The 18,674-nt window shown below is 69.7% G+C and carries 21 protein-coding genes; 6 read left to right on the plus strand and 15 right to left on the minus strand.

Annotated elements, in window-relative coordinates; all coding sequences use genetic code 11:
- Nucleotides 1–31: 31 nt before the first annotated feature.
- From LV79_RS16010 to LV79_RS16045, 8 genes are all read right to left on the minus strand, one after another.
- A complete protein-coding gene (locus LV79_RS16010; protein ID WP_285470096.1) occupies nucleotides 32–709 on the minus strand; it encodes an HAD family hydrolase in 678 nt (225 codons plus the stop codon).
- Nucleotides 706–975, minus strand: coding sequence for a phosphopantetheine-binding protein (locus LV79_RS16015; protein WP_253837348.1), 270 nt, complete (start codon nucleotides 973–975; stop codon nucleotides 706–708). Before LV79_RS16015 ends, LV79_RS16010 begins: the two co-directional genes overlap by 4 nt.
- The gene (locus LV79_RS16020; protein WP_253837350.1) at nucleotides 968–1,984 is read right to left on the minus strand and encodes a beta-ketoacyl-ACP synthase III; all 1,017 of its coding nucleotides are present in this window, start codon (nucleotides 1,982–1,984) and stop codon (nucleotides 968–970) included. Before LV79_RS16020 ends, LV79_RS16015 begins: the two co-directional genes overlap by 8 nt.
- Complete coding sequence (locus LV79_RS16025) at nucleotides 1,977–2,954, minus strand: AvrD family protein (RefSeq protein ID WP_253837352.1); 978 nt, start codon at nucleotides 2,952–2,954, stop codon at nucleotides 1,977–1,979. Before LV79_RS16025 ends, LV79_RS16020 begins: the two co-directional genes overlap by 8 nt.
- A 439-nt stretch (nucleotides 2,955–3,393) precedes the next feature.
- Nucleotides 3,394–3,648 (minus strand): hypothetical protein, encoded by a 255-nt coding sequence (locus tag LV79_RS16030; RefSeq protein ID WP_253837355.1) that lies wholly within the window; start codon nucleotides 3,646–3,648, stop codon nucleotides 3,394–3,396.
- A 277-nt stretch (nucleotides 3,649–3,925) separates the two neighbouring features.
- Complete coding sequence (locus LV79_RS16035) at nucleotides 3,926–4,081, minus strand: hypothetical protein (RefSeq protein WP_253837357.1); 156 nt, start codon at nucleotides 4,079–4,081, stop codon at nucleotides 3,926–3,928.
- Between the two features lie 447 nt (nucleotides 4,082–4,528).
- Complete coding sequence (locus tag LV79_RS16040; RefSeq protein WP_253837359.1) at nucleotides 4,529–5,038, minus strand: NUDIX domain-containing protein; 510 nt, start codon at nucleotides 5,036–5,038, stop codon at nucleotides 4,529–4,531.
- An 87-nt stretch (nucleotides 5,039–5,125) separates the two neighbouring features.
- A complete protein-coding gene (locus LV79_RS16045) occupies nucleotides 5,126–6,331 on the minus strand; it encodes a helix-turn-helix domain-containing protein (RefSeq protein ID WP_486303581.1) in 1,206 nt (401 codons plus the stop codon).
- Between the two features lie 424 nt (nucleotides 6,332–6,755).
- Here LV79_RS16045 and LV79_RS16050 point away from each other — a divergent pair, with 424 nt between their 5' ends.
- The 3 genes from LV79_RS16050 (at nucleotide 6,756) to LV79_RS16060 (ending at nucleotide 8,002) form a co-directional block, all read left to right on the plus strand.
- Nucleotides 6,756–7,007, plus strand: coding sequence for a hypothetical protein (locus LV79_RS16050; protein ID WP_253837363.1), 252 nt, complete (start codon nucleotides 6,756–6,758; stop codon nucleotides 7,005–7,007).
- 213 nt (nucleotides 7,008–7,220) lie between these two features.
- Nucleotides 7,221–7,619, plus strand: a complete 399-nt coding sequence (locus LV79_RS16055; RefSeq protein ID WP_253837365.1) for a hypothetical protein — start codon at nucleotides 7,221–7,223, stop codon at nucleotides 7,617–7,619.
- Nucleotides 7,616–8,002: an XRE family transcriptional regulator gene (locus LV79_RS16060; RefSeq protein WP_253837367.1), complete on the plus strand. Its 387-nt coding sequence runs from the start codon at nucleotides 7,616–7,618 to the stop codon at nucleotides 8,000–8,002. Before LV79_RS16055 ends, LV79_RS16060 begins: the two co-directional genes overlap by 4 nt.
- 103 nt (nucleotides 8,003–8,105) lie before the next feature.
- Here the strand turns inward: LV79_RS16060 and LV79_RS16065 are convergent, their stop codons facing one another.
- The 4 genes from LV79_RS16065 to LV79_RS16080 form a co-directional block, all read right to left on the minus strand.
- Nucleotides 8,106–8,600, minus strand: coding sequence for a hypothetical protein (locus tag LV79_RS16065; RefSeq protein WP_253837375.1), 495 nt, complete (start codon nucleotides 8,598–8,600; stop codon nucleotides 8,106–8,108).
- A gap of 196 nt (nucleotides 8,601–8,796) precedes the next feature.
- Entirely contained in the window at nucleotides 8,797–9,375 is a 579-nt protein-coding gene (locus LV79_RS16070) for a hypothetical protein (RefSeq protein ID WP_253837376.1), read from the minus strand.
- Nucleotides 9,372–10,022, minus strand: a complete 651-nt coding sequence (locus LV79_RS16075) for an 8-oxoguanine DNA glycosylase OGG fold protein (RefSeq protein WP_253837378.1) — start codon at nucleotides 10,020–10,022, stop codon at nucleotides 9,372–9,374. Before LV79_RS16075 ends, LV79_RS16070 begins: the two co-directional genes overlap by 4 nt.
- Before the next feature lie 174 nt (nucleotides 10,023–10,196).
- Nucleotides 10,197–10,700, minus strand: coding sequence for a MarR family winged helix-turn-helix transcriptional regulator (locus LV79_RS16080; RefSeq protein WP_253837379.1), 504 nt, complete (start codon nucleotides 10,698–10,700; stop codon nucleotides 10,197–10,199).
- A gap of 81 nt (nucleotides 10,701–10,781) precedes the next feature.
- Between LV79_RS16080 and LV79_RS16085 the strand changes: the two genes are divergently transcribed.
- Together LV79_RS16085 and LV79_RS16090 are read left to right on the plus strand one after the other, a co-directional pair.
- Entirely contained in the window at nucleotides 10,782–12,179 is a 1,398-nt protein-coding gene (locus LV79_RS16085; RefSeq protein ID WP_253837387.1) for a DHA2 family efflux MFS transporter permease subunit, read from the plus strand.
- A gap of 94 nt (nucleotides 12,180–12,273) precedes the next feature.
- Nucleotides 12,274–12,837: an NADPH-dependent FMN reductase gene (locus LV79_RS16090; RefSeq protein WP_253837389.1), complete on the plus strand. Its 564-nt coding sequence runs from the start codon at nucleotides 12,274–12,276 to the stop codon at nucleotides 12,835–12,837.
- A 71-nt stretch (nucleotides 12,838–12,908) separates the two neighbouring features.
- Here the strand turns inward: LV79_RS16090 and LV79_RS16095 are convergent, their stop codons facing one another.
- Together LV79_RS16095 and LV79_RS16100 are read right to left on the minus strand one after the other, a co-directional pair.
- Nucleotides 12,909–13,133 (minus strand): hypothetical protein, encoded by a 225-nt coding sequence (locus LV79_RS16095; RefSeq protein ID WP_253837391.1) that lies wholly within the window; start codon nucleotides 13,131–13,133, stop codon nucleotides 12,909–12,911.
- Between the two features lie 145 nt (nucleotides 13,134–13,278).
- Nucleotides 13,279–14,244 (minus strand): helix-turn-helix domain-containing protein, encoded by a 966-nt coding sequence (locus LV79_RS16100; protein ID WP_253837393.1) that lies wholly within the window; start codon nucleotides 14,242–14,244, stop codon nucleotides 13,279–13,281.
- Between the two features lie 92 nt (nucleotides 14,245–14,336).
- On the opposite strand from LV79_RS16100, the gene LV79_RS16105 reads away from it, so the two are divergent.
- Entirely contained in the window at nucleotides 14,337–15,266 is a 930-nt protein-coding gene (locus LV79_RS16105) for an XRE family transcriptional regulator (RefSeq protein ID WP_253837395.1), read from the plus strand.
- A 189-nt stretch (nucleotides 15,267–15,455) separates the two neighbouring features.
- On the opposite strand, the gene LV79_RS16110 is transcribed toward LV79_RS16105, so the two are convergent.
- A complete protein-coding gene (locus LV79_RS16110) occupies nucleotides 15,456–18,332 on the minus strand; it encodes a S8 family serine peptidase (protein ID WP_253837397.1) in 2,877 nt (958 codons plus the stop codon).
- Nucleotides 18,333–18,674 lie beyond the last annotated feature (342 nt).

Genomic DNA, 18,674 nt, shown 5'->3' on the forward strand with positions numbered 1-18,674 from the left:
TAGTACAAGTTCGAACGACTTCGTCAACCGGTCACCGCTCGACGGGAACGACCCGCCACCCGCGGGCCGCGGCCTCGGCGGCGAGCGGACCGCCCGCACCCTCGGCCACCACCACCGCCTCGTCGACCGCGGCGAGCATCTCCAGGTCGCTGATGTGGTCGCCGTAAGCGGTGCTGCACCGCGAAGGCGCGCGGGCCAGGTAGTCGCGCACCGCGCGCGCCTTGCGCTCGCCCAACATCGGGGTGCCTGTCTCGCCGGTGTAGCGGCCTCCGACAACCACCATCGGGGTGCACAGGACTCCGGTGGCGTCGAAGAACCGGGCCAGCGCGGCGAGCGGGGCGTCGAACGACGCGGACACCAGCACCAGCGCGTCCCCCGCGCCGCGGCGGGCCGCGACCTCGTCGACCACTGCGCTGTGCACGAACCCGGCCCGGTCCGCTCGCATACCCGCGCGCACCCACTGCTCCGCCACGTCGGCCACCTCCGCCACCGGCAGGCCCGCCCACCAGGAATACAGCAAGGGGGCCGTCCTGGTGCGCGGAACGCCCGATGCCGCCGCTCGGCGCACGGACTCGACCAGCGCCTCGGCCGCGTCGACCGCGCCGCGCGCCCCCGCGTCGTAGCGCAGGAGATCGATGAGGCTGGAGCCGCGGATCAGCGTGCCGTCCACGTCGGCGAAGACGGCCCCCGGCCCGCCCCCCGCCCTCACCCGGCCGCGCGGGTCGGCCGGGAGCGCCTGCGTTCGTTCACCAGCGCCGCGAGCGTGCGGAAGTCGCGCGCGTCCACCATGTCGTCCTCGGCGAGCCGCACCCCGTACTGCTTGAGCAACACGACGGACAACTCGACCAGCACGAGCGAGTCCAGGTCGAGGTCGTCGAAGGAGGTGCTCTCGTCGACCTCGGCGGCGAAGTCCGGGAAGTGCCGGTTGAAGGTGTCCGCGATGTCGCGGTAGGTCAGGTCCTCGGTGTCAGTCATCGTTGTCTCCCAACACAGTCGTAGCGGGCAACCGGGAGGGCCACACCAGTGTCGCCGCGCCCCAGGTGGTGCCACCGCCGAACGCGGTGAACAGGATCTTGTCGCCGGGCCGCAACCGCGCGCTGGCGGCGGTCAGGGCCAGCGGGATGGACGCGGCGGAGGTGTTGCCCACCCGGTCCAGGTGCACCACCACCCGCGATTCGGGCACCTCGAGCACGTGCGCCACCGACCGCAGGATCCGGATGTTGGCCTGGTGGCCGACCACGTGGTCCACCTCGTGGGCGTACCAGCCCGCGCTGTGCATGGCCGATCGGCAGGACGAGGCCATCGCGTCGACCGCGGCCTGGAACACCGTGCCGCCCGCCATCCGCAGGTGCGCGCCGAACTCCTGGCCGGGCAGCGACCGCGCCCGGGAGCCGCCGCCGGGCACGGTGATCAAGTCCGCCGCGTCGCCGTCGCTGCCCAGGTGGAAGGCACCCCAGCCGGGCCCGTCGGCCGCCGTGCCCCGGCCGATGACCGCGGCGCCCGCGCCGTCGCCGAAGATCACCGCTGTCGTCCGGTCGGTCGGGTCCAGCACGGAGCTGAACGCGTCGGCACCGATCACCAGGACCGCCGTGGCCGAGCCGGACTCGACGAAGGACGTGGCGACCGCGGCGGCGTAGAGGAAACCGCTGCACACCGCCTGCACGTCGAACGCCGCCACGGTGCCGAGGCCCAGTCGCTTGGCCACCGCGGGCGCGGTCCCCGGGATGGGGTGGTCGGGTGTGGTCGTCGCGACCACCACGACGTCGACGGCGGTGCGACCCGCGTGCCGCAGCGCGCGCCGACCGGCCTCGACGGCCAGGTCGCTGGTCGCCTCGCCGGGCGCGCAGCGGTACCGGACGCGGACGCCGGTGCGCTGCGTGATCCACTCGTCGGTGGTGTCGAGGTGCCGCTCCAGGTCCGCGTTGGTGACCCGGACGCCCGGCACGTAGCCGCCGATCCCGAGCACCGTCACCGGGTCACCCACGGGGCCCCTCCGGGAGGGCGTGCGCGACCGAGCAGCTCAACGCCATCGAGGCCCGCCGCGACCGCAGCGTCGCGACCCGCCACCGCCGTCCCCGCATCGACACCACCCGCGGCGAGCGGATCTCGGTGGTGACGCGTTCACCCGGCACCCGCGGCCGCACCGGCGACGTCGCCTCGTACAGCGTGTTGCGCATCCACAGCGTGTCGCTGTCAGCACGGGTGAAGCCGTCCAGCGCGTAGAGGCCCACCTGGCCGAGTTGGAGCATGTCGGCGAACGCCTCGGCGAATGTCACGCTGTGCGGATAACGCGACTCGATCTCCGGAAACGATTCCCGGCCCGGGCCGGAGTCGTAGGAGACCGTCCCCGAAACCTCGGTGGAATCCGGCGACGTCTCCACGTCGAGCAAGTCCGAGATCGTTGTCCGGTAGGTGCGGGGTAGGTCTACCGCACTCGCAGCCCCCACGGCGGAACCGGAATCTATCTCCGCCGTCACGAGCATGTTCCCCACGGTGATCGAAATGTGGTGGATCCGTTCCGCCGAATCGCCCGCCGCGTTGACCCGGGTGGCCGCGACCGGGATCCGGTCGAGCCCGTCCTCGATCGGCGCGCTGCCCGCCTTGATCACGCACCGGCGCACCCACGCGGCGCCGAGCGGCCGCTCCGCGCGACCCGCCGCTGTCGGCGCGGCGCCCAGCAGCGCGGACGCCGCCGAGATGGCGAGTAGGTACGCGTCGATCGTGCTGAGGTGCACGGCTTGCGGCCCGGTCGCCTTCACCGACCACGGTGCCGGGTACTCGACCGAGCCCGACCAACTCGCCCGGGGCGGGCCACCGTGCTCACGTGGCCGGTCCGCACCGCCCAACCGCACCACCCCCTGCCTGAACCCGTTCCCGAAGTACCGCCGGGCCCGGTCACCGAGAAGCGCGTCGATCGGCTTCCCCAAGCCGATCTGCGAGCGCGAGGTTGTCATCGTCGTACTTCTCCCCATCAAAGTCCGCTCCCACACGGAATGGCGAACCACATTCTATGAGCGGCATCGGATCGCGTCGTGGTTCCGCTGATCGTATTTGTGCCGCCAACAGGGAACAATCCACGACTCCGCGGGAACCGAAACGACGCACCGCGTAACCACTCGGTCACCAGCGGAAACTTGTCATCGCCCTGAACAAAAGTCGGAATCCCCGGCCCCGAGCCCCGCTCGACCGGACCGGAGCAGACCGGGAGCCACGTCACGAGCCCTTCCGGGCGGAGTCGATCCGCGCGGCCGCGCGGGTTCCCACGACGCACGTGGGGCCGGACTCGTGGCACCCGAGTGTCCAGTCGACACCGCGGCCGCCGAGGAGTCCGGCCCCACTTCGTGCGAGAGCGTGCCTCACCGCTCCACTATTCGTCCACTGTGGACATCACGGCTAGACGCGCTCGCCCCGGTAGCCGATCGGGCCCTCGTTGGGGAACTGGGCCGTGCCCTGGAAGGTGGCCCCGTTGTCGAAGAAGGTGACCGTCGCGTTGCCCTTGGGGCCGCTCCACGTCACCGTCGTCCCGGTCCCGGGCGCCGACGCCCCGATCACCTCGCTGCGGCTGGTGATGCTGATCTCCAGCGTGCCGTCCGGGCTCCACCCACCGTTGAAGCCACCGACCTGGTAGAACGTCTTGTACTTGGCCACAGGCTTGTTCTCCTCACATCACCGGGGAACGCCGATCACGATCTTGCTCAGCCATCATGGCGCGGCCACCGGACCGCCCGCCAAGCCCGAACACCGCCTGCCACCCCATTGCCCCACCGATGCACCGACCTCGCCCAACCACACGGGCGAACACCCACCGAGAGCAGCCCAACACCCCCCGATCGACTGATGAGCACATCACCCGGTCACTCATTTCACGCGGCCTTATTCCGCCGGAAACGCGTTCAATTCTCGCCACTTTTCAGCGAGACACCGATCAGTCGGCGAGGGCCAGCGGTTCGGGGCCAAGCCGGTTGGTGAGGAGGTCGTGCAGCAGGGTGGGCAGTGCGGGCGGGAGTAGCTTGTCGTTGCAGCGGCGGAGGTCGTGAAGTGCCCACCAGCGGTGTTCGATGAGTCCAGCCTTCTCGTTCACCGTGGGTCTCGGTGTCGCCTCAGGTGTTGTGGTGGGTGTTCGGCCGAGGAAAACGTGTTCGATGCGGTGGTGGTCGCGCCCTTTGTAGTGGAATCGGGTCTCGCGCACCCAGAGTTCGCGGCCCAGATCCGCAAGCAGGATCCCGGTTTCCTGTGCCAGCAGGGCCGGACCGTGAGCGGATCTCCGATTCAGAACAAGGTCGGCTCCGACTCGGCGAGTGTGGCCGCCGTGGCGGGACCCGACGTTAGCAGGCGTGTGGGAGGCGCACTGAGAACGCGGAATGACCGGCGAGTCGAGTCCCGTCCGCCGCGGGTGTCCTGGTCTCGTGGAGGTATTCGCACCCGAGCAGGACGTTGGCCAGATCAGGCGACGTCAAACTCGCAGGTCTGCTGAGTCTCGCCCTTGGCTGGATCAGGTTGAGGCTTTGGCGGCGAACCAGCACCCTCGTCAGGTCGCTCGCCCTTGGTGCTCGCAGTACTCCGCGGCTGAGGAGCTCAGTGCCGCATTGGCGCGTATCAGTCGGTCAGCGAGCACTGATCCGAGCATGGTCACCGCCTCGGCGATGCCTACAAAGGTGAACTCACTGATCTCCGGATCGTTGATCTGGAGTTCGAGCACATCCGCTGCTGACAGTTGTCCGCCATCGAAGACGAAGGCCAGAAGGTCGTCCCACGGACCGTCCGGCGGGACCCAGTCGAGCGCCAGCATCCGACCTGCGGTCACCTCGAGGCCGAGTTCCTCGCGCAGCTCACGCTCCGCCGCGCTGCGAGGTGCCTCATTGCTCTCGACCATGCCACCCGGTAGATCCCACCCGTCCTTGTAGGTCGGGTTGACCAACAGGACCCTCCCAGCCTCATCCCGGATGATCAGGTCAGCGGCCACCCGCTTGCGTGCTTGGCGCGCGTTGCCCTCCGCGTAGTAGGCGAACCGAGCCTCGTCCTCACCTAGATCGGCCACACCTCTCGTCCTACCAGAAACATGGACGCCACCACGCCAGTGGCAACTCGGGCAACGACCCCCGGTCATCATGCGATCCAAGTCGGATCAAGCGAGGCAGGCGACTTCGTGGATGCGCGAGTCCAGCCGTGCGGAGTGCACCCCGGCAGCGGCGTGGCGGGCGCGGCGCAGGGTGGCGCGGGCAGCGTCGAGATTGCCGGTACGGGCGTAGGACTCGGCCAGCCAGGACAGATAAAGGGCGATCTCGCGAGCGTGTCCGGTGGGGTAGGCGGCGATCGCGGCCGCCAGCAGCGGTTCAGCCCGCTCGGGTTCGCCCAATTCGATCAGGCACCGACCGGCCATGACATCGATCTCGTGGCGGTTGAGCCAGTAGACCCACTCCCGTTCCGCGATGCCCAGAACACGCCGCTCATAGAGTTCGTCGACGGTGTCGAGCGCGCGCCGGGTGCCATCCCGGTCCTGGCACCGAGCGGCGGCCCAGGCGACTCGTTCATACAGCAGCGCCCGCACCACAGGCGTCGCCTGTTTGGCTCCCTTGGCCGCCGATCGGGCGAGCAACACCGCGTCACCGGGGTCGCCCACAGTGGCCATCTGGTAGGCCAGCGAAGACAGCAGCTGGCTGGTGAGAGCGGCGTCCGTCGCCGCTCGCGCCGCCGCGACCCCGGACAGGTACACCCGCTGTGCCTCGTGGTGGCGCCCAGCGTCGCTGGACACCCACCCCGCCAGTTGCGCCAGCTCACCGAGCACGATCAACAATCGCCTACCGATGTCCTCCGTGTAGGCGGCTTGGTCGACGACGTCACCCACCTGCCGGAACTCGGTGTGCACTACCGGGTACAGCGCACCACCGCTGAGCACGTCATCCAGGTGCCGAAGCTGCACCACCCGCGCCTCCAGCTCCGTGGCGAGTGTGGCGCCGACGCGCCGACCGGACCGGGTGTGAATCACCGCCGGGGTGTCCTCGACCAACCACTCGTGCGCTAACCGCAGCGGATCCTCGGCGGGGACGTAGAAGGCTTCAACGGGCAGGCCCACTACCCGCGCGTGAGCCTCGACAGGTTCCAGATCGAGATTGGGCTGGACAGGACCGACCTCAAGCAGCCCCACCAGTTGATGAAGTGACAGCGTCAGCACGTCCGCCAGTCGACGCCGAATCCCAGGCATGGGTACTTGGGTCCCCAGCTCCCACCGCGCTACTGTGGAGCGCTCCACGCCCAACGCCTCGGCCAAGGACTCCTGTGTAAATCCCATCGCAACTCTGCGTCGGGCCAGTGCACGCCGTCGCGTTCCCATTGCATCCCCATCCGCCCACGCTCGATGCCCCGATCGTGCCACATTTCACGACGACGTCACCAGGGGCATCGACGCGCTGACCTGGGCCGACAGCCCTTCGGCATCAACGAAGCCCGGCAACGTCAGTCCGATTCACCCGAATGAACTATCCGATCACAGCCAGCACCTGCGGATCCGATGTCCGGCGGCGCCTATCGTCAGGGAATCTCAGTCTGACAAGGCAATTCTCGGGAGGAGTGCGTCCCTGCGATGGCGACGCCACAAGGGCGCCACAACGTAGGAACATTGCCGCTCTGTCGCGGCCGCGAGCGTCGCCCTAATGTGATGGATACAGCACGGGACGCCGCCAGAGTCCCGAGTTGACATCCGCTCAATATCGACGTCGCGTGGATTGGCTACGTGGCAGAAGTGTGAGGCTCCACAAATGTATGCCCCGACTCTCGATGTCTACGCGAAGCTCGCCACCGGCTGCCCGATGTCGTACGAGACCAACACGTTGGGAGAGACCGAGTTCACCCTCGGCGGCCGCATGAACGGAGCCGTGGTGCTTACCTTCACCGGCGACACCCTCCGCGACTTCCTCGCCGTGGCCACTGAAGCGACGGCAGCGTCCGAGCGGCCCGCGACCGCCGAGTCCTTGTCGGACGGGGACTCGAGCGCTCGCCACCCCCGGTAGGACGCAGAGGCGGTCCTCGCCCAGCCCGCTCGCCAAGCCGGGCGAGGACGCGTCCTCGGCTAGGCACGGCTCCTCATCGACCCGCCCGCCCCGCACGAACCCCTCGCCCCCGGCTCGTCGTCGGCCGACTCCCCACCCCCTGGACACTCTGACATGCCAAATCCAGCACACACCGGGAACTGGAGTCAGGTAGCCGCCACCATCCAACGCCGCATGATCGAACTCGGCCTCAAGGAACCCCACCTGGCCGCCCGATCCCGGGTCTCGCTCACGATCGTGCGGGAGCTCGCCCACAACACCCACCAACGCGACCGCCACCCCCTCACCCTGTCCCGCCTCTCCCAAGCACTCGAACTCGAACGCGACCACCTTCAAGAACAGGCCAACCGCACTACCATCGAACCCGACGACGAACTCCTGGCCGAACTGGCACAGGTCGACCTCCCACCAGCCGCACGTGATCTGGTCGTCGGCGTCTTCGCCGGACTCACCGCCGCACTGCACGACCTCCGCGCCGAATACACCACGCTCAAGCGCGACGTGGAAGCAGCGCTCGAGTCCGCGCCGGCAGCCCGACAACAACCGAACCCCGTCGACGCACCCACCCGATGAAGCAGCCGCCCACGGGGTGGGTCGCCGTCGCCCGCGCCCTCGACGACCGACTCCGTGAACTGGGCTGGCGCCAATGGGAACTCGCCCAACGCTCCCAGGTGTCCCAGGCCGTCATCCGCGAACTGCAGTACCACACCGTCGAACGCAGCCGCGGCTCCCGAACTCTCGAAGCCCTCTCCACCGCTCTCGGCTGGCATCAAGACCACCTCCACGCCGTGCTCCACGGCATCGAGCCACGGCTCCCTGACGCACCCGCCGACGGCGGCGATCCCGTCGCGACACGACTTGACGTCATCGAGCGACGGATGGCCGCCATGTCCGCGACGCTCAACGAGCTACGCGTTGACCTCACGACGCTCCTGCAGCGCACCCGCGAGAGATAGACGCATCAGATAGTCGCGCGTGCCGGAGGCGGCGTAGCAGTATGAGGTCGCGACCGCGGGGTCACCTCCCTCGGTCGCCCTCCCCAACCCAGTGGTGGGCCTGTCAGTCATGCTTTATGTCGCCGGTGCGCCACAGGTTGATCGTGTACCTCTCACGGGATACCTCATCGTTGGCCGAACCAGCGTTGGAGCGGTGCTGTTCAGCCAAGGTCCGGCCGCTGTGTTCGACCACGGCGGCATAGGTTCCGGCTCCAGTGGCCAGTCGGACATCGACTGCTTCCGCTGTGGGTGAAGAAAGCACGACCAGGCCGGTGGCGAACTCCACGTCGAGCGGCGCCGTGAGCTCCGCTTCGTCGCGTTGCGCGGTGAGGGCTGGATCCTCTTGCCACAAACGAAGCGTCACGACGACGGGCACTTGGGCCTGTGCACATACCAGGTGGAGCTCCGTACCTGTGCTCGCAACCACTGCGGTGTACGCCTGACCAAGGGCATTGCCCGGGTCATACCCGGCATCGGCATCGGCGTCGGCATCGCGCAAGCTGAGAATGCGGTACGCGGGAACGAGGGCGAAGGTTCGCTCGTCGAGCACGTCGGGCATGGGGCGCGGCCATTTCGTTGCGGTGCAGGGGCGACACGGGCAGTCTAGGGTTCCGTGCTCAACTGGCGACCCGGCGTTGTGAACGTCCGGCCGTCACGAACGGCCAGTGCGCCACGGTTGTTCGGCAGTGCGGGGATCCGCTCAAGCGGGATGACGAGGTTGTCCCCGACGAGGGGAACGAGTCGGTCGAGGTTGTTCAACACCGAGTGCTGTCCGCTGCAGGGGGTTGTTTGAGGTCTGCGCGATCGTTGTCGGTCCACTCGGGTGAGCGGCCGAGTTGGGTGCAGTGGGCAGCCCAGGTGAGTCGGTCGGTGGTGGGGGTGCGGGCCCAGTAGGTGACCTGGCCGTTGTGGCGCCAGGCGCCGGTGGCGGGTCCGTACTCGCTGACCAGTTCGCCCATGCGTTCCAGGCGGCCGAGGGCGACGCCGAAGCGGACGCTGGAGGCGGTGTAGGGCCGGGGACCGAACATCGAGTGACCCTGTTCGGCGACGTGGGCGGCGAACAGGTCGGGGTAGCGAGCGCGCAGGCGGTGCTCGACGACCCCGTACTCGAGGAACGGGTCGCCCGGTTCAACGCACTTGCTCAGCGGGTCCAGCAGTTCGTCGGTGACGCCCTCCTCGACCGTGCCGAGGGGTTGGACGGCCTGGCGGGTGGTGAACCACTCGTGGTCACCGTGCACACGGTTGAGGCACTGGTACTGCAGCACCTGGTCGGGCAGCCTGCGCGGCGGCCGCACGTCCTCGGCGCTGAAGCACTTCGGGCAGGTGATGATCACGGGTGTCCCTTCGAGGTGAACAACGCGTACTCGATCTCGTCGGCCGCACGGTCCCGTTCCTGTGCCCACCGGGCCAGCAGATCGGAGTAACGCTCGTAGGTGGACGCGGGCCACCCGCCGACCGGGTGCAACGAATCCCACCCGCACTGCCCAGGCAAGGCGGTGGCCACGACCCGGTCGAGGATCACGCAGCGGTGCTCCGGCACGCCCTGGCCCGCGAAATAGAGGAACTTCGTGAAGAACGATGGCCCCAACCACGGTAGTTCGTTCCGACCAGCTGGCCGGAACACCGCGAACGCCTCTGCCGGACTCCCGGTCACGGCCAACTCGGCGGCCCTCCGGAGGAGGTCCTCCGAGCGGTCGACATCGGCTGCGATGCCCGCCAACCGCCTGCCGTTCTGTCGTAGGCGCGAACCTGATCCCCAGGCCAGAACGCGCCACAACAACGTGAACACGTCGTCGGCGGGGGTCCACACACTCGCCCGGGTCAACGAGCTGGCAGGAGGATCTCCCGGCAGGTTCCACCGGCTGATCGCGTCCCGCCACCACCGCTCCGGAACACACACACGATGCCCAGCGACAACGTCCTCCCGACGCCCGGCCGGAGCCAGCCAGTCCGGAAGCGTCAACACTGCGAGGACCGTCATCACCACATCGGACCTATCGCGACCCACAGGACACCGCGTTACCCATGCACCAACGTCGCGACCCTCAGGAGCACGACAATGGTCGGGCAGTCTTCCTGGGTTGCACTCAAACGACGGGGATCAGCGCGAAAATAACGGAGCGCTGGCACCGGCCGCGGATTTGGTCGCGCACGCTCAGGACTGGGGCGGTTTTCGTGGTGCGGCGCCGGTGTGGGCGGGTGCGTTGGCGGGGCGTTCCAGCAGTCTGCGCAGCAGTGCGTTGAGTTGTACCCGCTCGGCTGGGGCCAGATCGCGTAGCAGTTCGCCTTGTGCGGCGTCGACCAGGACGTCGAACTCGAGGAGTGTTTCCCGGCCTGTCGGGGTGATGTGCACGAGGTTGCGCCGGGAGTCGGCGGGATCGGGCACCCGCTTGGCCAGGCCGTCGCGTTCGAGGTCGTTGAGGCCTGCGACCGCGTCGCCGCGGTCGATGCCGAGGCGGCGGCTCAGGTCGGCCTGGCTCAGCGACCCGAACTGGTCGAGCCCGGCCAGGATGGCGTAGCGCATCCGCCCGCCCGGCCTGCCGAAGTGCCCCACCACCAGCCGGTTGGCCCTGGCGGTGGCCTGGTGCAGCAGCCACGAGGTCAGCCGCCAGAGGCGTACCGGGGGGTCGACGTCCGGTTGGAGCAGCGGTTCGTCCATGCCGCCGAGGGTAGCGGGGCTTGCGTTGGACATCCAACACATAGACAGTACCGTTGGATACCCAACGATAGGGGGAAGACCATGGCGAAGGGCAAGACCGCCCGGGACCACGACGGCGGGGGCGCCGTGCCCGCGTCGGTGTGGCGCACCGCGTTCCTGCTCGCGTTCGGCTCACTGATGGCGGGCCTGGACACCTCGCTGGTCAACGTCGGGCTCGACACCATCGGCACCCGGCTCGACGCGCCGCTGTCGACCGCGCAGTGGGTCAACAGCGGCTACCTGCTCGCGCTGGCAGCGGCGCTGCCCGCGTGCGGCTGGCTGAGCAAGCGGATCGGCGCGGGCAGGCTGTGGTTGTGGGCGCTGGCCGGGTTCACCGCCGCCTCCGGGCTCTGCGCGGTCGCGCCGGACATCATCTGGCTGGTCGCGGGCCGGGTGGTCCAGGGTGCGGCGGGCGGGCTGCTGGTCCCGGCCGGGATGACCATCCTGGGCCAGGCCGCGGGCAAGGGCCGGATGGGACGGGTCATCGCCATCTCCAGCGTGCCCTCGATCCTGGCGCCCGCCTTCGGGCCGGTGCTCGGCGCGGTGCTCATCGCGAACCTGTCCTGGCACTGGCTGTTCCTGATCAACCTGCCGATCGGCCTGCTGGGGCTGCTGCTGGCGCTGCGCCACCTGCCCCGCGGCGAGCGCGACGAGGCCGGGCGGCTCGACCTGGTCGCGCTCGGCATGGTGGTCATCGGCTTGCCGCTGACCGTCTACGCCCTCACCGAGATCTCCGGCTCGTCGAGCGGGCCGCGGGCGTGGATCCCGCTGGTCATCGGCCTGGTGGCGCTGGGGTCGTTCGGGTGGCGGTCGCTGCGCAGCGAGGAGCCGCTGATGGACCTGCGGCTGGTCGCCAACCGCCGGTTCGCCGCGGCCTCGGCGGAGGTGTTCTTCGCGGGTGCGTCGCTCTTCGGCGGCCTGGTCGTGATGCCGCTGTACTTCCAGCTCCAGCTCGGTGCGGACATCGTGGACGTGGGCCTGCTGCTGATGGCCTTCAGCATCGGCGCGGCGGCCACCTTCCCGGCGGCGGGCTGGCTCAACGACCGCTTCGGTGGCGGCGTGGTCGCCGTGGCGGGCCTCGTGCTCACGGTGGCGACCACCGTGGCGATGGCGCTGCTGCCCGCCCGGCCCGACCTCGTGCTGGTCGAGGTGCTGCAGGTGCTGCGCGGGATCGGGATGGCCCTGGCGGGCTCGCCGGGGGTGTCCTCGGCGCTGGCCAGCGTCGACCAGCGGCAACTGCCCGACGCCAGCGCCCAGGTCCACATCCTGTCCCGGGTCGGCGGCGCGGTGGGCAGCGCCCTGTTCGTGGTGATCCTGTCCGACGGCGCCACGGACCCGGCCGCCTTCCGCGAGACCTTCTGGTGGCTGACCGGCGCCTCCCTGGTGGCCCTGGCCGCGGCGGTCTGGCTGACCCACGAGCAGCGCGCCGCGGCGCGGTGATCGCGTTATCGTTGGACTCCCAACGAACTGCTCAGTATCGTTGGTCCATCCCACACACTCGGGCGGCCGCAGGGCGCCTGGAAGGAAAGGCGACATGACGCGCATCGGCATCATCATCGGCAGCACCCGGCCCGGCCGGAAGGGCGAGGCGGTGGCGCAGTGGGTGCACAAGCTGGCGACCCAGCGCGGGGACGCCACCTACGAGGTCGTCGACCTCGCCGACTTCGCTCTACCGCACCTGGACGAGCCGGTCCCGGCCGCGATGGGATCGGATTACGCCAACGACCACACGAAGCGCTGGGCCGAAGCGGTGGCCTCTTACGACGGCTTCGTCTTCGTCACCCCGGAGTACAACCACGGCACTACGGGCGTGCTGAAGAACGCGATCGACTTCCTCTACCACGAGTGGAAGAACAAGTCGGCGGGCTTCGTCGGCTACGGCCTGGTCGGCGCGACGCGCGCGGTGGAGCACCTGCGGCTGGTGGTCGCGGAACTGCACATCGCCGACGTGCGCGACCAGGTGGCCCTCTCGATGTTCACCGATTTCGACGCCAACGGGAACCTCACCCCTGGCGACCACCACGCGCCGACCCTGACCAAGCTGCTCGACCAGGTCGTCACCTGGGGCCAAGCCCTGGCGCCTCTGCGCGCCAAGTAGCGCACCGGTGACATGGCTTCGCGGTCATGTCGCGCGCTATTCGGCCGAGTCTCCGGGACGCGCGCTCGCGGTCATCGTGTGCGGCGCTCGGCTCGGACGAGCATGGCGACGCCCCAGGCCCAGGCGAGGACCACGGGGACCAGGAACCAGGGCTCTTGGGTGAGGACCGCGACGGCGCCGAGGAGGGCGCCGACGCCCAGCGGGACCGTGACGATGGGACCCGAGTGGTTGATGAGCGCGCCGACGAGGACCACCCAGACGGCCGCGGTCGGTAGGAAGAGGATCAGCCAGCCCACGTGTCCCTCTCCTGGTTGCCTTGCCCGTTGAGGATGGTAGACGACCCGAGATGGAGCGGCGTGCCGCGACGGGGGTGGCGACCTTGGTCAAGAACTTGCCTGCCCCGGATACCCCTCACGCCAACTCCCCCACGTCCGGCGGCGGTCAGACCAGGCCTCGGCGGGAGGCTTGGATTCCGGCTTGGAAGCGGGTGGTGGCGTCGAGTTCGGCCAGGAGGGCGGACATCCGGCGGGTCATGGTGCGTTGGGTGATGTTGAGTGAGCGCATGATCGCGGCGTCCTTGCGGCCCGCGGCGAGCAGGGCCAGCATCTCCTTGTCGCGGTGGGTGCCGCGTAGGGCGGTGCCGATGGGAGTGGCCCGTTCCCACAGCAGGTCGAAGCAGGCGACCAGGGCGACCAGCAACGGGGACCGGTGCACGACGATGCGGGCGCCGGTCTCGGATTCCTCGAAGCTGAGCGGGAGCAGGGCGACGCGGCGGTCGGCGATCATCATCTTCAGCCGGACGTCCGGCAGCGCCCTGGCCTGCTCGCCCGCCTCGGTGTAGGTGGTGACCTCGGCGAGGCGGGCGGGGTCGTCGAGGACGGGCAGGTGGTAGATCGTGCGGTAAGCCACGCCGCGGCGTAGGCCCTGGAGTTCGGTGATGTTGAGCTCGGGGGCGCCGCCGAGATAGGGCGGGCAGTCGACGATCAGGACTTCTTCCTGGGCGGCGAGCTGCAGCTGGGCGATGTGGTGGCGGACGGCGGGGCCGCCTTCGATCAGTTCGACGAGATCTCCCGGCGCGCCTCGGGGCGCCTGTTCGTAGGTGCTGGCCAGCACGCGGGCCGTCGCGCGGAGCCGGTCGAGCTCCTCGGCGCGGCGCAGGGCCAAGGCGTCGAGAGCGACCTGCGGGGGTGCGGGCACGTACCGGGCGGGGCGGCAGGCGAGGCGGGCGACAAGACCGCCGTCGACCAGGTTCGCCAGTGCGCGGGCCAGGCCACTGCTGGACATGTCCAGTTCGGCGGCGAGGTGGCGGGCGTCGGACCGGGGTTGGCGCAACAGCTCCAGGTAGACGGCGCCCTCCGCTGGGCCGAGGCCGATCGGCTCCAGGAAGTCGACGTCGAGTGGCTCCACCGGGTCAGTCTAGGTCGGGTGGCCACATCTGGCCCATGGCCGGCGGTGCCCTTCTCGCGGGGTCACCGGGCGTCTACCTTGGTGGCCTTCCCGTGCCGGAGCAGGCCGAGTGGGAGTGGGCGATGAACAACGACGTACGACGGGTGCTGCGGACCGGACCGTTCGACGTGGCGCTCGACGCCGCCATCGAGGCGTCCGGGCTGACCCTGCAACGGTTGTGCGGCAGGCTGTCCGACCGCGGCATCACGGTGAGCCGCACCGCGATCTCGTACTGGCGCAGCGGCCGCAGCAGACCGGAGCGGGCCGAGTCGCTGGTGGCGCTCGGCGCGCTGGAGGAGGTCCTCGGCTTGCCGTCGGCCTCCCTGGTCGCCCTGCTCGGCGGCCGCAAACCCCGGGGCCGCGGTGTCCGGGCGCCCGGCACGCTGTCGCGGCGCGAGCTGTGGCCGTCGTGCGGGGGGTTGCTGACCGGCCTGGAGTCCGCGCCCGACGGGCAGGTCGACTACCTGGGCGTGAGCGACGCGCTGGTGGTCGACGAGCGGACCGGGGAACGCAGGCAGCGGACCAGGCTGGTCATCCGGGCCGCCGCCGACCGGGTGGACCGCTGCGTGGTCTGCCACGAGACCGACGACCCCGTCTTCGAGGCCCCTGAGGTGCTCGGCGTCGCCTTCGCGCGCCTGGGTCGCGTGCGCCGGGCCCCCGAGACCCGGTCGATGGTGGCCGAGTTCCTCTTCGACCGCCCGCTCAACCGCGGCGAGGACACGGTGATCGAGTACGACCTCCGGTTACCCGCTGGGCAACCGCTGGACCACGTCTACCGCCGCTTCCCCCGCCCGGTCGGCCTCTACACGGTGCAGCTGCGCTTCGTCGGCACCCCGCCGGGGCGGGTCCGCCGCTACGACCGGGCGGGTCTGCGCGGCCCGGAGCAGCACGTCGAGGACCTGTGGTTGGGCGCGGCGGGCACCACCTCGCTGGTCGCCCCTTCGGTGCGCCCGGGGACGGTGGGCGTGCGCTGGGAACGGTGAAACGGGCGGGCACCTGAGGTCTTCAGGTGCCCGCCCGCCATTCCCGGAGCGCGAACCGGTGGCTGTCCGCAGTCCCTGCCACTGCCGCGACACCCGTCACCGCACGGCGCGACGCGGTGGGGCCGGTCCGCGGCCGGAAGCCGCGTGGTCGGGGTGTGGCCGGGATCGTCCGACCACACCCCGGATCCGCTAGTAGGGGAAGATGAACCAGTAGAACGTGGCGCTCGCCTTGGCCCCGGAGCTGTCGGTCACCGTCACCGTGGGGTGGTAGTTCGCCCAGGTGGTCGGGGTCCCGGAGATCAACCCGGTGGTGGCGTTGACGCTCAGCCCGGCGGGCAGGCCGGTGGCGGTGAAGCGGTTGCCGCCCTTGCCACCACTGGCGTTGATCTGCAGGCTGACCGCCTTGCCCTTCACGGTGGTCTGCGTGTTCGGGTTGGCCACGGTGAGCGGGGTGTTGCCGCCACCGGTGACGGTCAGGGTGTACACCGTCGTGCGGGTCACCCCGGACCGCGTGCCGCTGACCGTGATCCGGTACTCACCGGCGGCCGTGGACGCGGACGTGCTGACCGAGAGGGTGGCGTTGCCGCCCACGCCGATCGTGGTCGGGTTGAACGAGGCCGTGGCCCCCGAGGGCAGCCCGCTGGCCGAGAGCGCGATGTCCCCGGTCGGCGGGTTCGGGGTGTCACCGATCTGCTGGTTCGCCCAGTCGCCCATGACGCCCCACAACTTGCCGTGGGCGTTGTAGGACGCGCAGTCGGTGCGCAGCCAGGAGAACACGCCCCAGATCTTGCCGTTGAGGAAGTACGGGCCACCGGAGTCGCCCTGGCACAGGCCGGTGCTGCCGTTGCCGAACCCGTCGCAGAACATGTAGCGGGCGTCGAACTGCGAGTTGATGTTCGCGCAGTTCTGGTCGGCCACCGTCGGCAGCACGGTCTCGCGCAGCAGCGCGTTCTTGTTGGCGTCGTTGGCGTCGGTCTTGCCGTAGCCGATCGCGGTGCCCTTGCTGCCCAGCGGCAGGCTGTCACCGGACTTGGCGATCGCCGGGAACTGGTAGCCCGCGGGGACCGGGATGTCGGACTTGGTGAAGATGACCGCGACGTCGAAGCCGGTGCGCCACCCGTCGTTGGCGTCGTAGTTCGGGTGGGTGCGGTACTCCTCGATCTCGACGCGGGTACCGGTGTTGGTGGCGTTGAGGTCGTCGCGCCCGTAGATCAGGTACTTCGGGTCGCCCTGGGAGAACTTGCAGTGCGCGGCGATCAGCACGGCCCGCTTGGCCACGACCGACCCGGTGCAGGACTGCTCCTGCGGCCGGACTCCGCCGGTGCGGTGCTGGGAGATGATGAACGGGTACTTGGCGACCGTGGTCGGGCTCCCGTTCACCACCCCGGGTCCGGCCGCCGTGCCGGAGGTGCCGTCGGTGAGACCGTCGTTGCGGTTGCCGCCGACCGCGGTGGCGCTGATGGTGGTGGACGCCGTCGACCCGGCCGCGACCGACCCGCTGCTCGGGCCGGCCGAGAGGCTGAAGTCGTTCGGGACAGTTCCGTTCACCGTCAAGGAGACGTCGGCGGTGTGCGTGGCGTCGGCGCTCTTGCCGGTCACGGTGACCTTGTAGGTGCCGGGGGTGGCACTGGAGGACACCGAGAGCGTCAGCTTCGACGAGTTGCCCGCGGTCACCGAGGTCGGGTCGAGCGCCGCGGTGACGCCCGAGGGCAGACCGCTGGCCGAGAGCGCCACGGTCTGGGCGGAACCGCGCACGACCGAGGTGGAGATCGTGCTGGTCGCGGCCGCGCCCGGGTCGGCGTTGACCGAGGCCGGGCTCGCCGCGATGGCGAAGTCGTTGGCCGACGGCGGCGCGCTCGGGACGTGGAGCAACCGGTTGGGCGTGCCCGCCCGGATGTTGGTCATCTTGCCGGTGGTGGCGTTGTCGACGATCCACTTCTTCAGGTCGGCGGGCGTCGAGGACGGCGCCTCGGCCAACCGCAGCGCCAGCGCACCGGTCACGTGCGGGGCGGCCATCGAGGTGCCGGACTTCTGCCCGTAGGAGGTGTCCGAGGTGTTGACCGACGAGTCGATGTTGCTGCCCGGCGCGAAGACGTCCATGCAGGCGCCGTCGTTGGAGTCACCGGCGCGCTGGTCCGAGGAGGTCGAGTTGCCGGTGCGCACCCCGGTCTCGACCCGGCTGCCCGGGCCGTAGTCGCAGGAGTTGCCGCCGTTGTTGCCGGTGATCAGTCCCCATTGGACACCCGAGGCGATCGACCCCTTGATGGCGTCGACACCGATGGTGGGGTCGTCGGCGTAGACGCTCATGTTGGCCACCGCAGGCTTGACCGCGTTCTTGGCCAGCCACTCGGCCGCGACGACGATGTCGGTGTCCTTGCCCGACGACTGGCAGCCCAGGATGCGGACCGCCCACAGGTTCGCCTTCTTCGCCACACCGCGGGTCTTGCCGCCGACGATGCCCGCCACGTGCGTGCCGTGGCCCGCCTTGGCCGAGTCGCAGTCGTTGCCGTTGGTGGGCGGCTGGACGAAGTCCGCTGCGAACTTGGCGCGGCCCTCGAACTCGGTGTGGGTGTAGCGGATGCCGGTGTCGACGATGTAGACGTTGACACCCGCGCCCGCGGTGTCGGAGTAGGTGTACTTCTTGTCCAGCGGCAGGTCCCGCTGGTCGACGCGGTCGAGGCCCCAGTTGGCCGGGTTGGTCTGGGTCTCGGCGGCGTGGGAGGTGCCGGACTGGGTGACCGACTCGACCTCCGGGCTGGCAGCCAGGCGGCGGGCCGCGGCGCTGTCGAGGTTCTCCGCGACGTAACCGCGCATGACCCGGTCGAGCACGTGGGTCGCGGTACCGCCGAAGCGCTCCGTCAGCGCTTGCGCACGGCTACCCGACGACGCGGCACCGGCGTAGTCCTTCAGCTTGACCAAGTACACCCCCGGGACGGGGTTCTTGGCCGCCACCCGAACCGCACCCTCCGGTTCAGCGGCGAAGGCCACCGGCGTGATCACCACCGCCGCGGCCACCGCGACCAGCGCCGTGGCGGCCGCCAGTAACGACTTCGGTTTGCAGGGCATTGCGTACTCCTCTTCGTGTGGAGCTGGGAATCCGGAAATTAGCCGGAAACCCCAACCCGCTTGAAGAGTTCTGTTCCCCGTCCCTACCCCCTCGTTTTCCCTGTGACGATCACCAGGTCAGGACCACATTCCCGAAACAGATTTCCACTGTCGCCGCACGCGCGGCTGCCGTTCAGACCCTGGGGCTGGATGGTGATCCAGGCACCGCCGACACCTGGTCTCCGACCTCCGAAGCGCGCAGGACGGACTCTCGGAGAACGCGTCTGAGACTGCCGCAGCCTGCTTGCCAGCTGGGATCTCAGATGCGTCAGGTCCGCAGCGGGGTCGATGCGCCGTGCTATC

Origin of the sequence: Actinokineospora globicatena, assembly GCF_024171945.1 — a bacterium.
Taxonomy (GTDB): domain Bacteria; phylum Actinomycetota; class Actinomycetes; order Mycobacteriales; family Pseudonocardiaceae; genus Actinokineospora; species Actinokineospora globicatena.

Coding starts and splice junctions, on each gene's coding strand:
- LV79_RS16055 (WP_253837365.1), top strand. CDS start 7,221: ATGATCGAACTCGGCCTCAAGGAACCCCACCTGGCCGCCCGATCCCGG.
- LV79_RS16065 (WP_253837375.1), bottom strand. CDS start 8,600: ATGCCCGACGTGCTCGACGAGCGAACCTTCGCCCTCGTTCCCGCGTAC.
- LV79_RS16080 (WP_253837379.1), bottom strand. CDS start 10,700: ATGGACGAACCGCTGCTCCAACCGGACGTCGACCCCCCGGTACGCCTC.
- LV79_RS16085 (WP_253837387.1), top strand. CDS start 10,782: ATGGCGAAGGGCAAGACCGCCCGGGACCACGACGGCGGGGGCGCCGTG.
- LV79_RS16060 (WP_253837367.1), top strand. CDS start 7,616: ATGAAGCAGCCGCCCACGGGGTGGGTCGCCGTCGCCCGCGCCCTCGAC.
- LV79_RS16045 (WP_486303581.1), bottom strand. CDS start 6,331: ATGGGAACGCGACGGCGTGCACTGGCCCGACGCAGAGTTGCGATGGGA.
- LV79_RS16015 (WP_253837348.1), bottom strand. CDS start 975: ATGACTGACACCGAGGACCTGACCTACCGCGACATCGCGGACACCTTC.
- LV79_RS16050 (WP_253837363.1), top strand. CDS start 6,756: ATGTATGCCCCGACTCTCGATGTCTACGCGAAGCTCGCCACCGGCTGC.
- LV79_RS16090 (WP_253837389.1), top strand. CDS start 12,274: ATGACGCGCATCGGCATCATCATCGGCAGCACCCGGCCCGGCCGGAAG.
- LV79_RS16025 (WP_253837352.1), bottom strand. CDS start 2,954: ATGACAACCTCGCGCTCGCAGATCGGCTTGGGGAAGCCGATCGACGCG.
- LV79_RS16110 (WP_253837397.1), bottom strand. CDS start 18,332: ATGCCCTGCAAACCGAAGTCGTTACTGGCGGCCGCCACGGCGCTGGTC.
- LV79_RS16075 (WP_253837378.1), bottom strand. CDS start 10,022: ATGACGGTCCTCGCAGTGTTGACGCTTCCGGACTGGCTGGCTCCGGCC.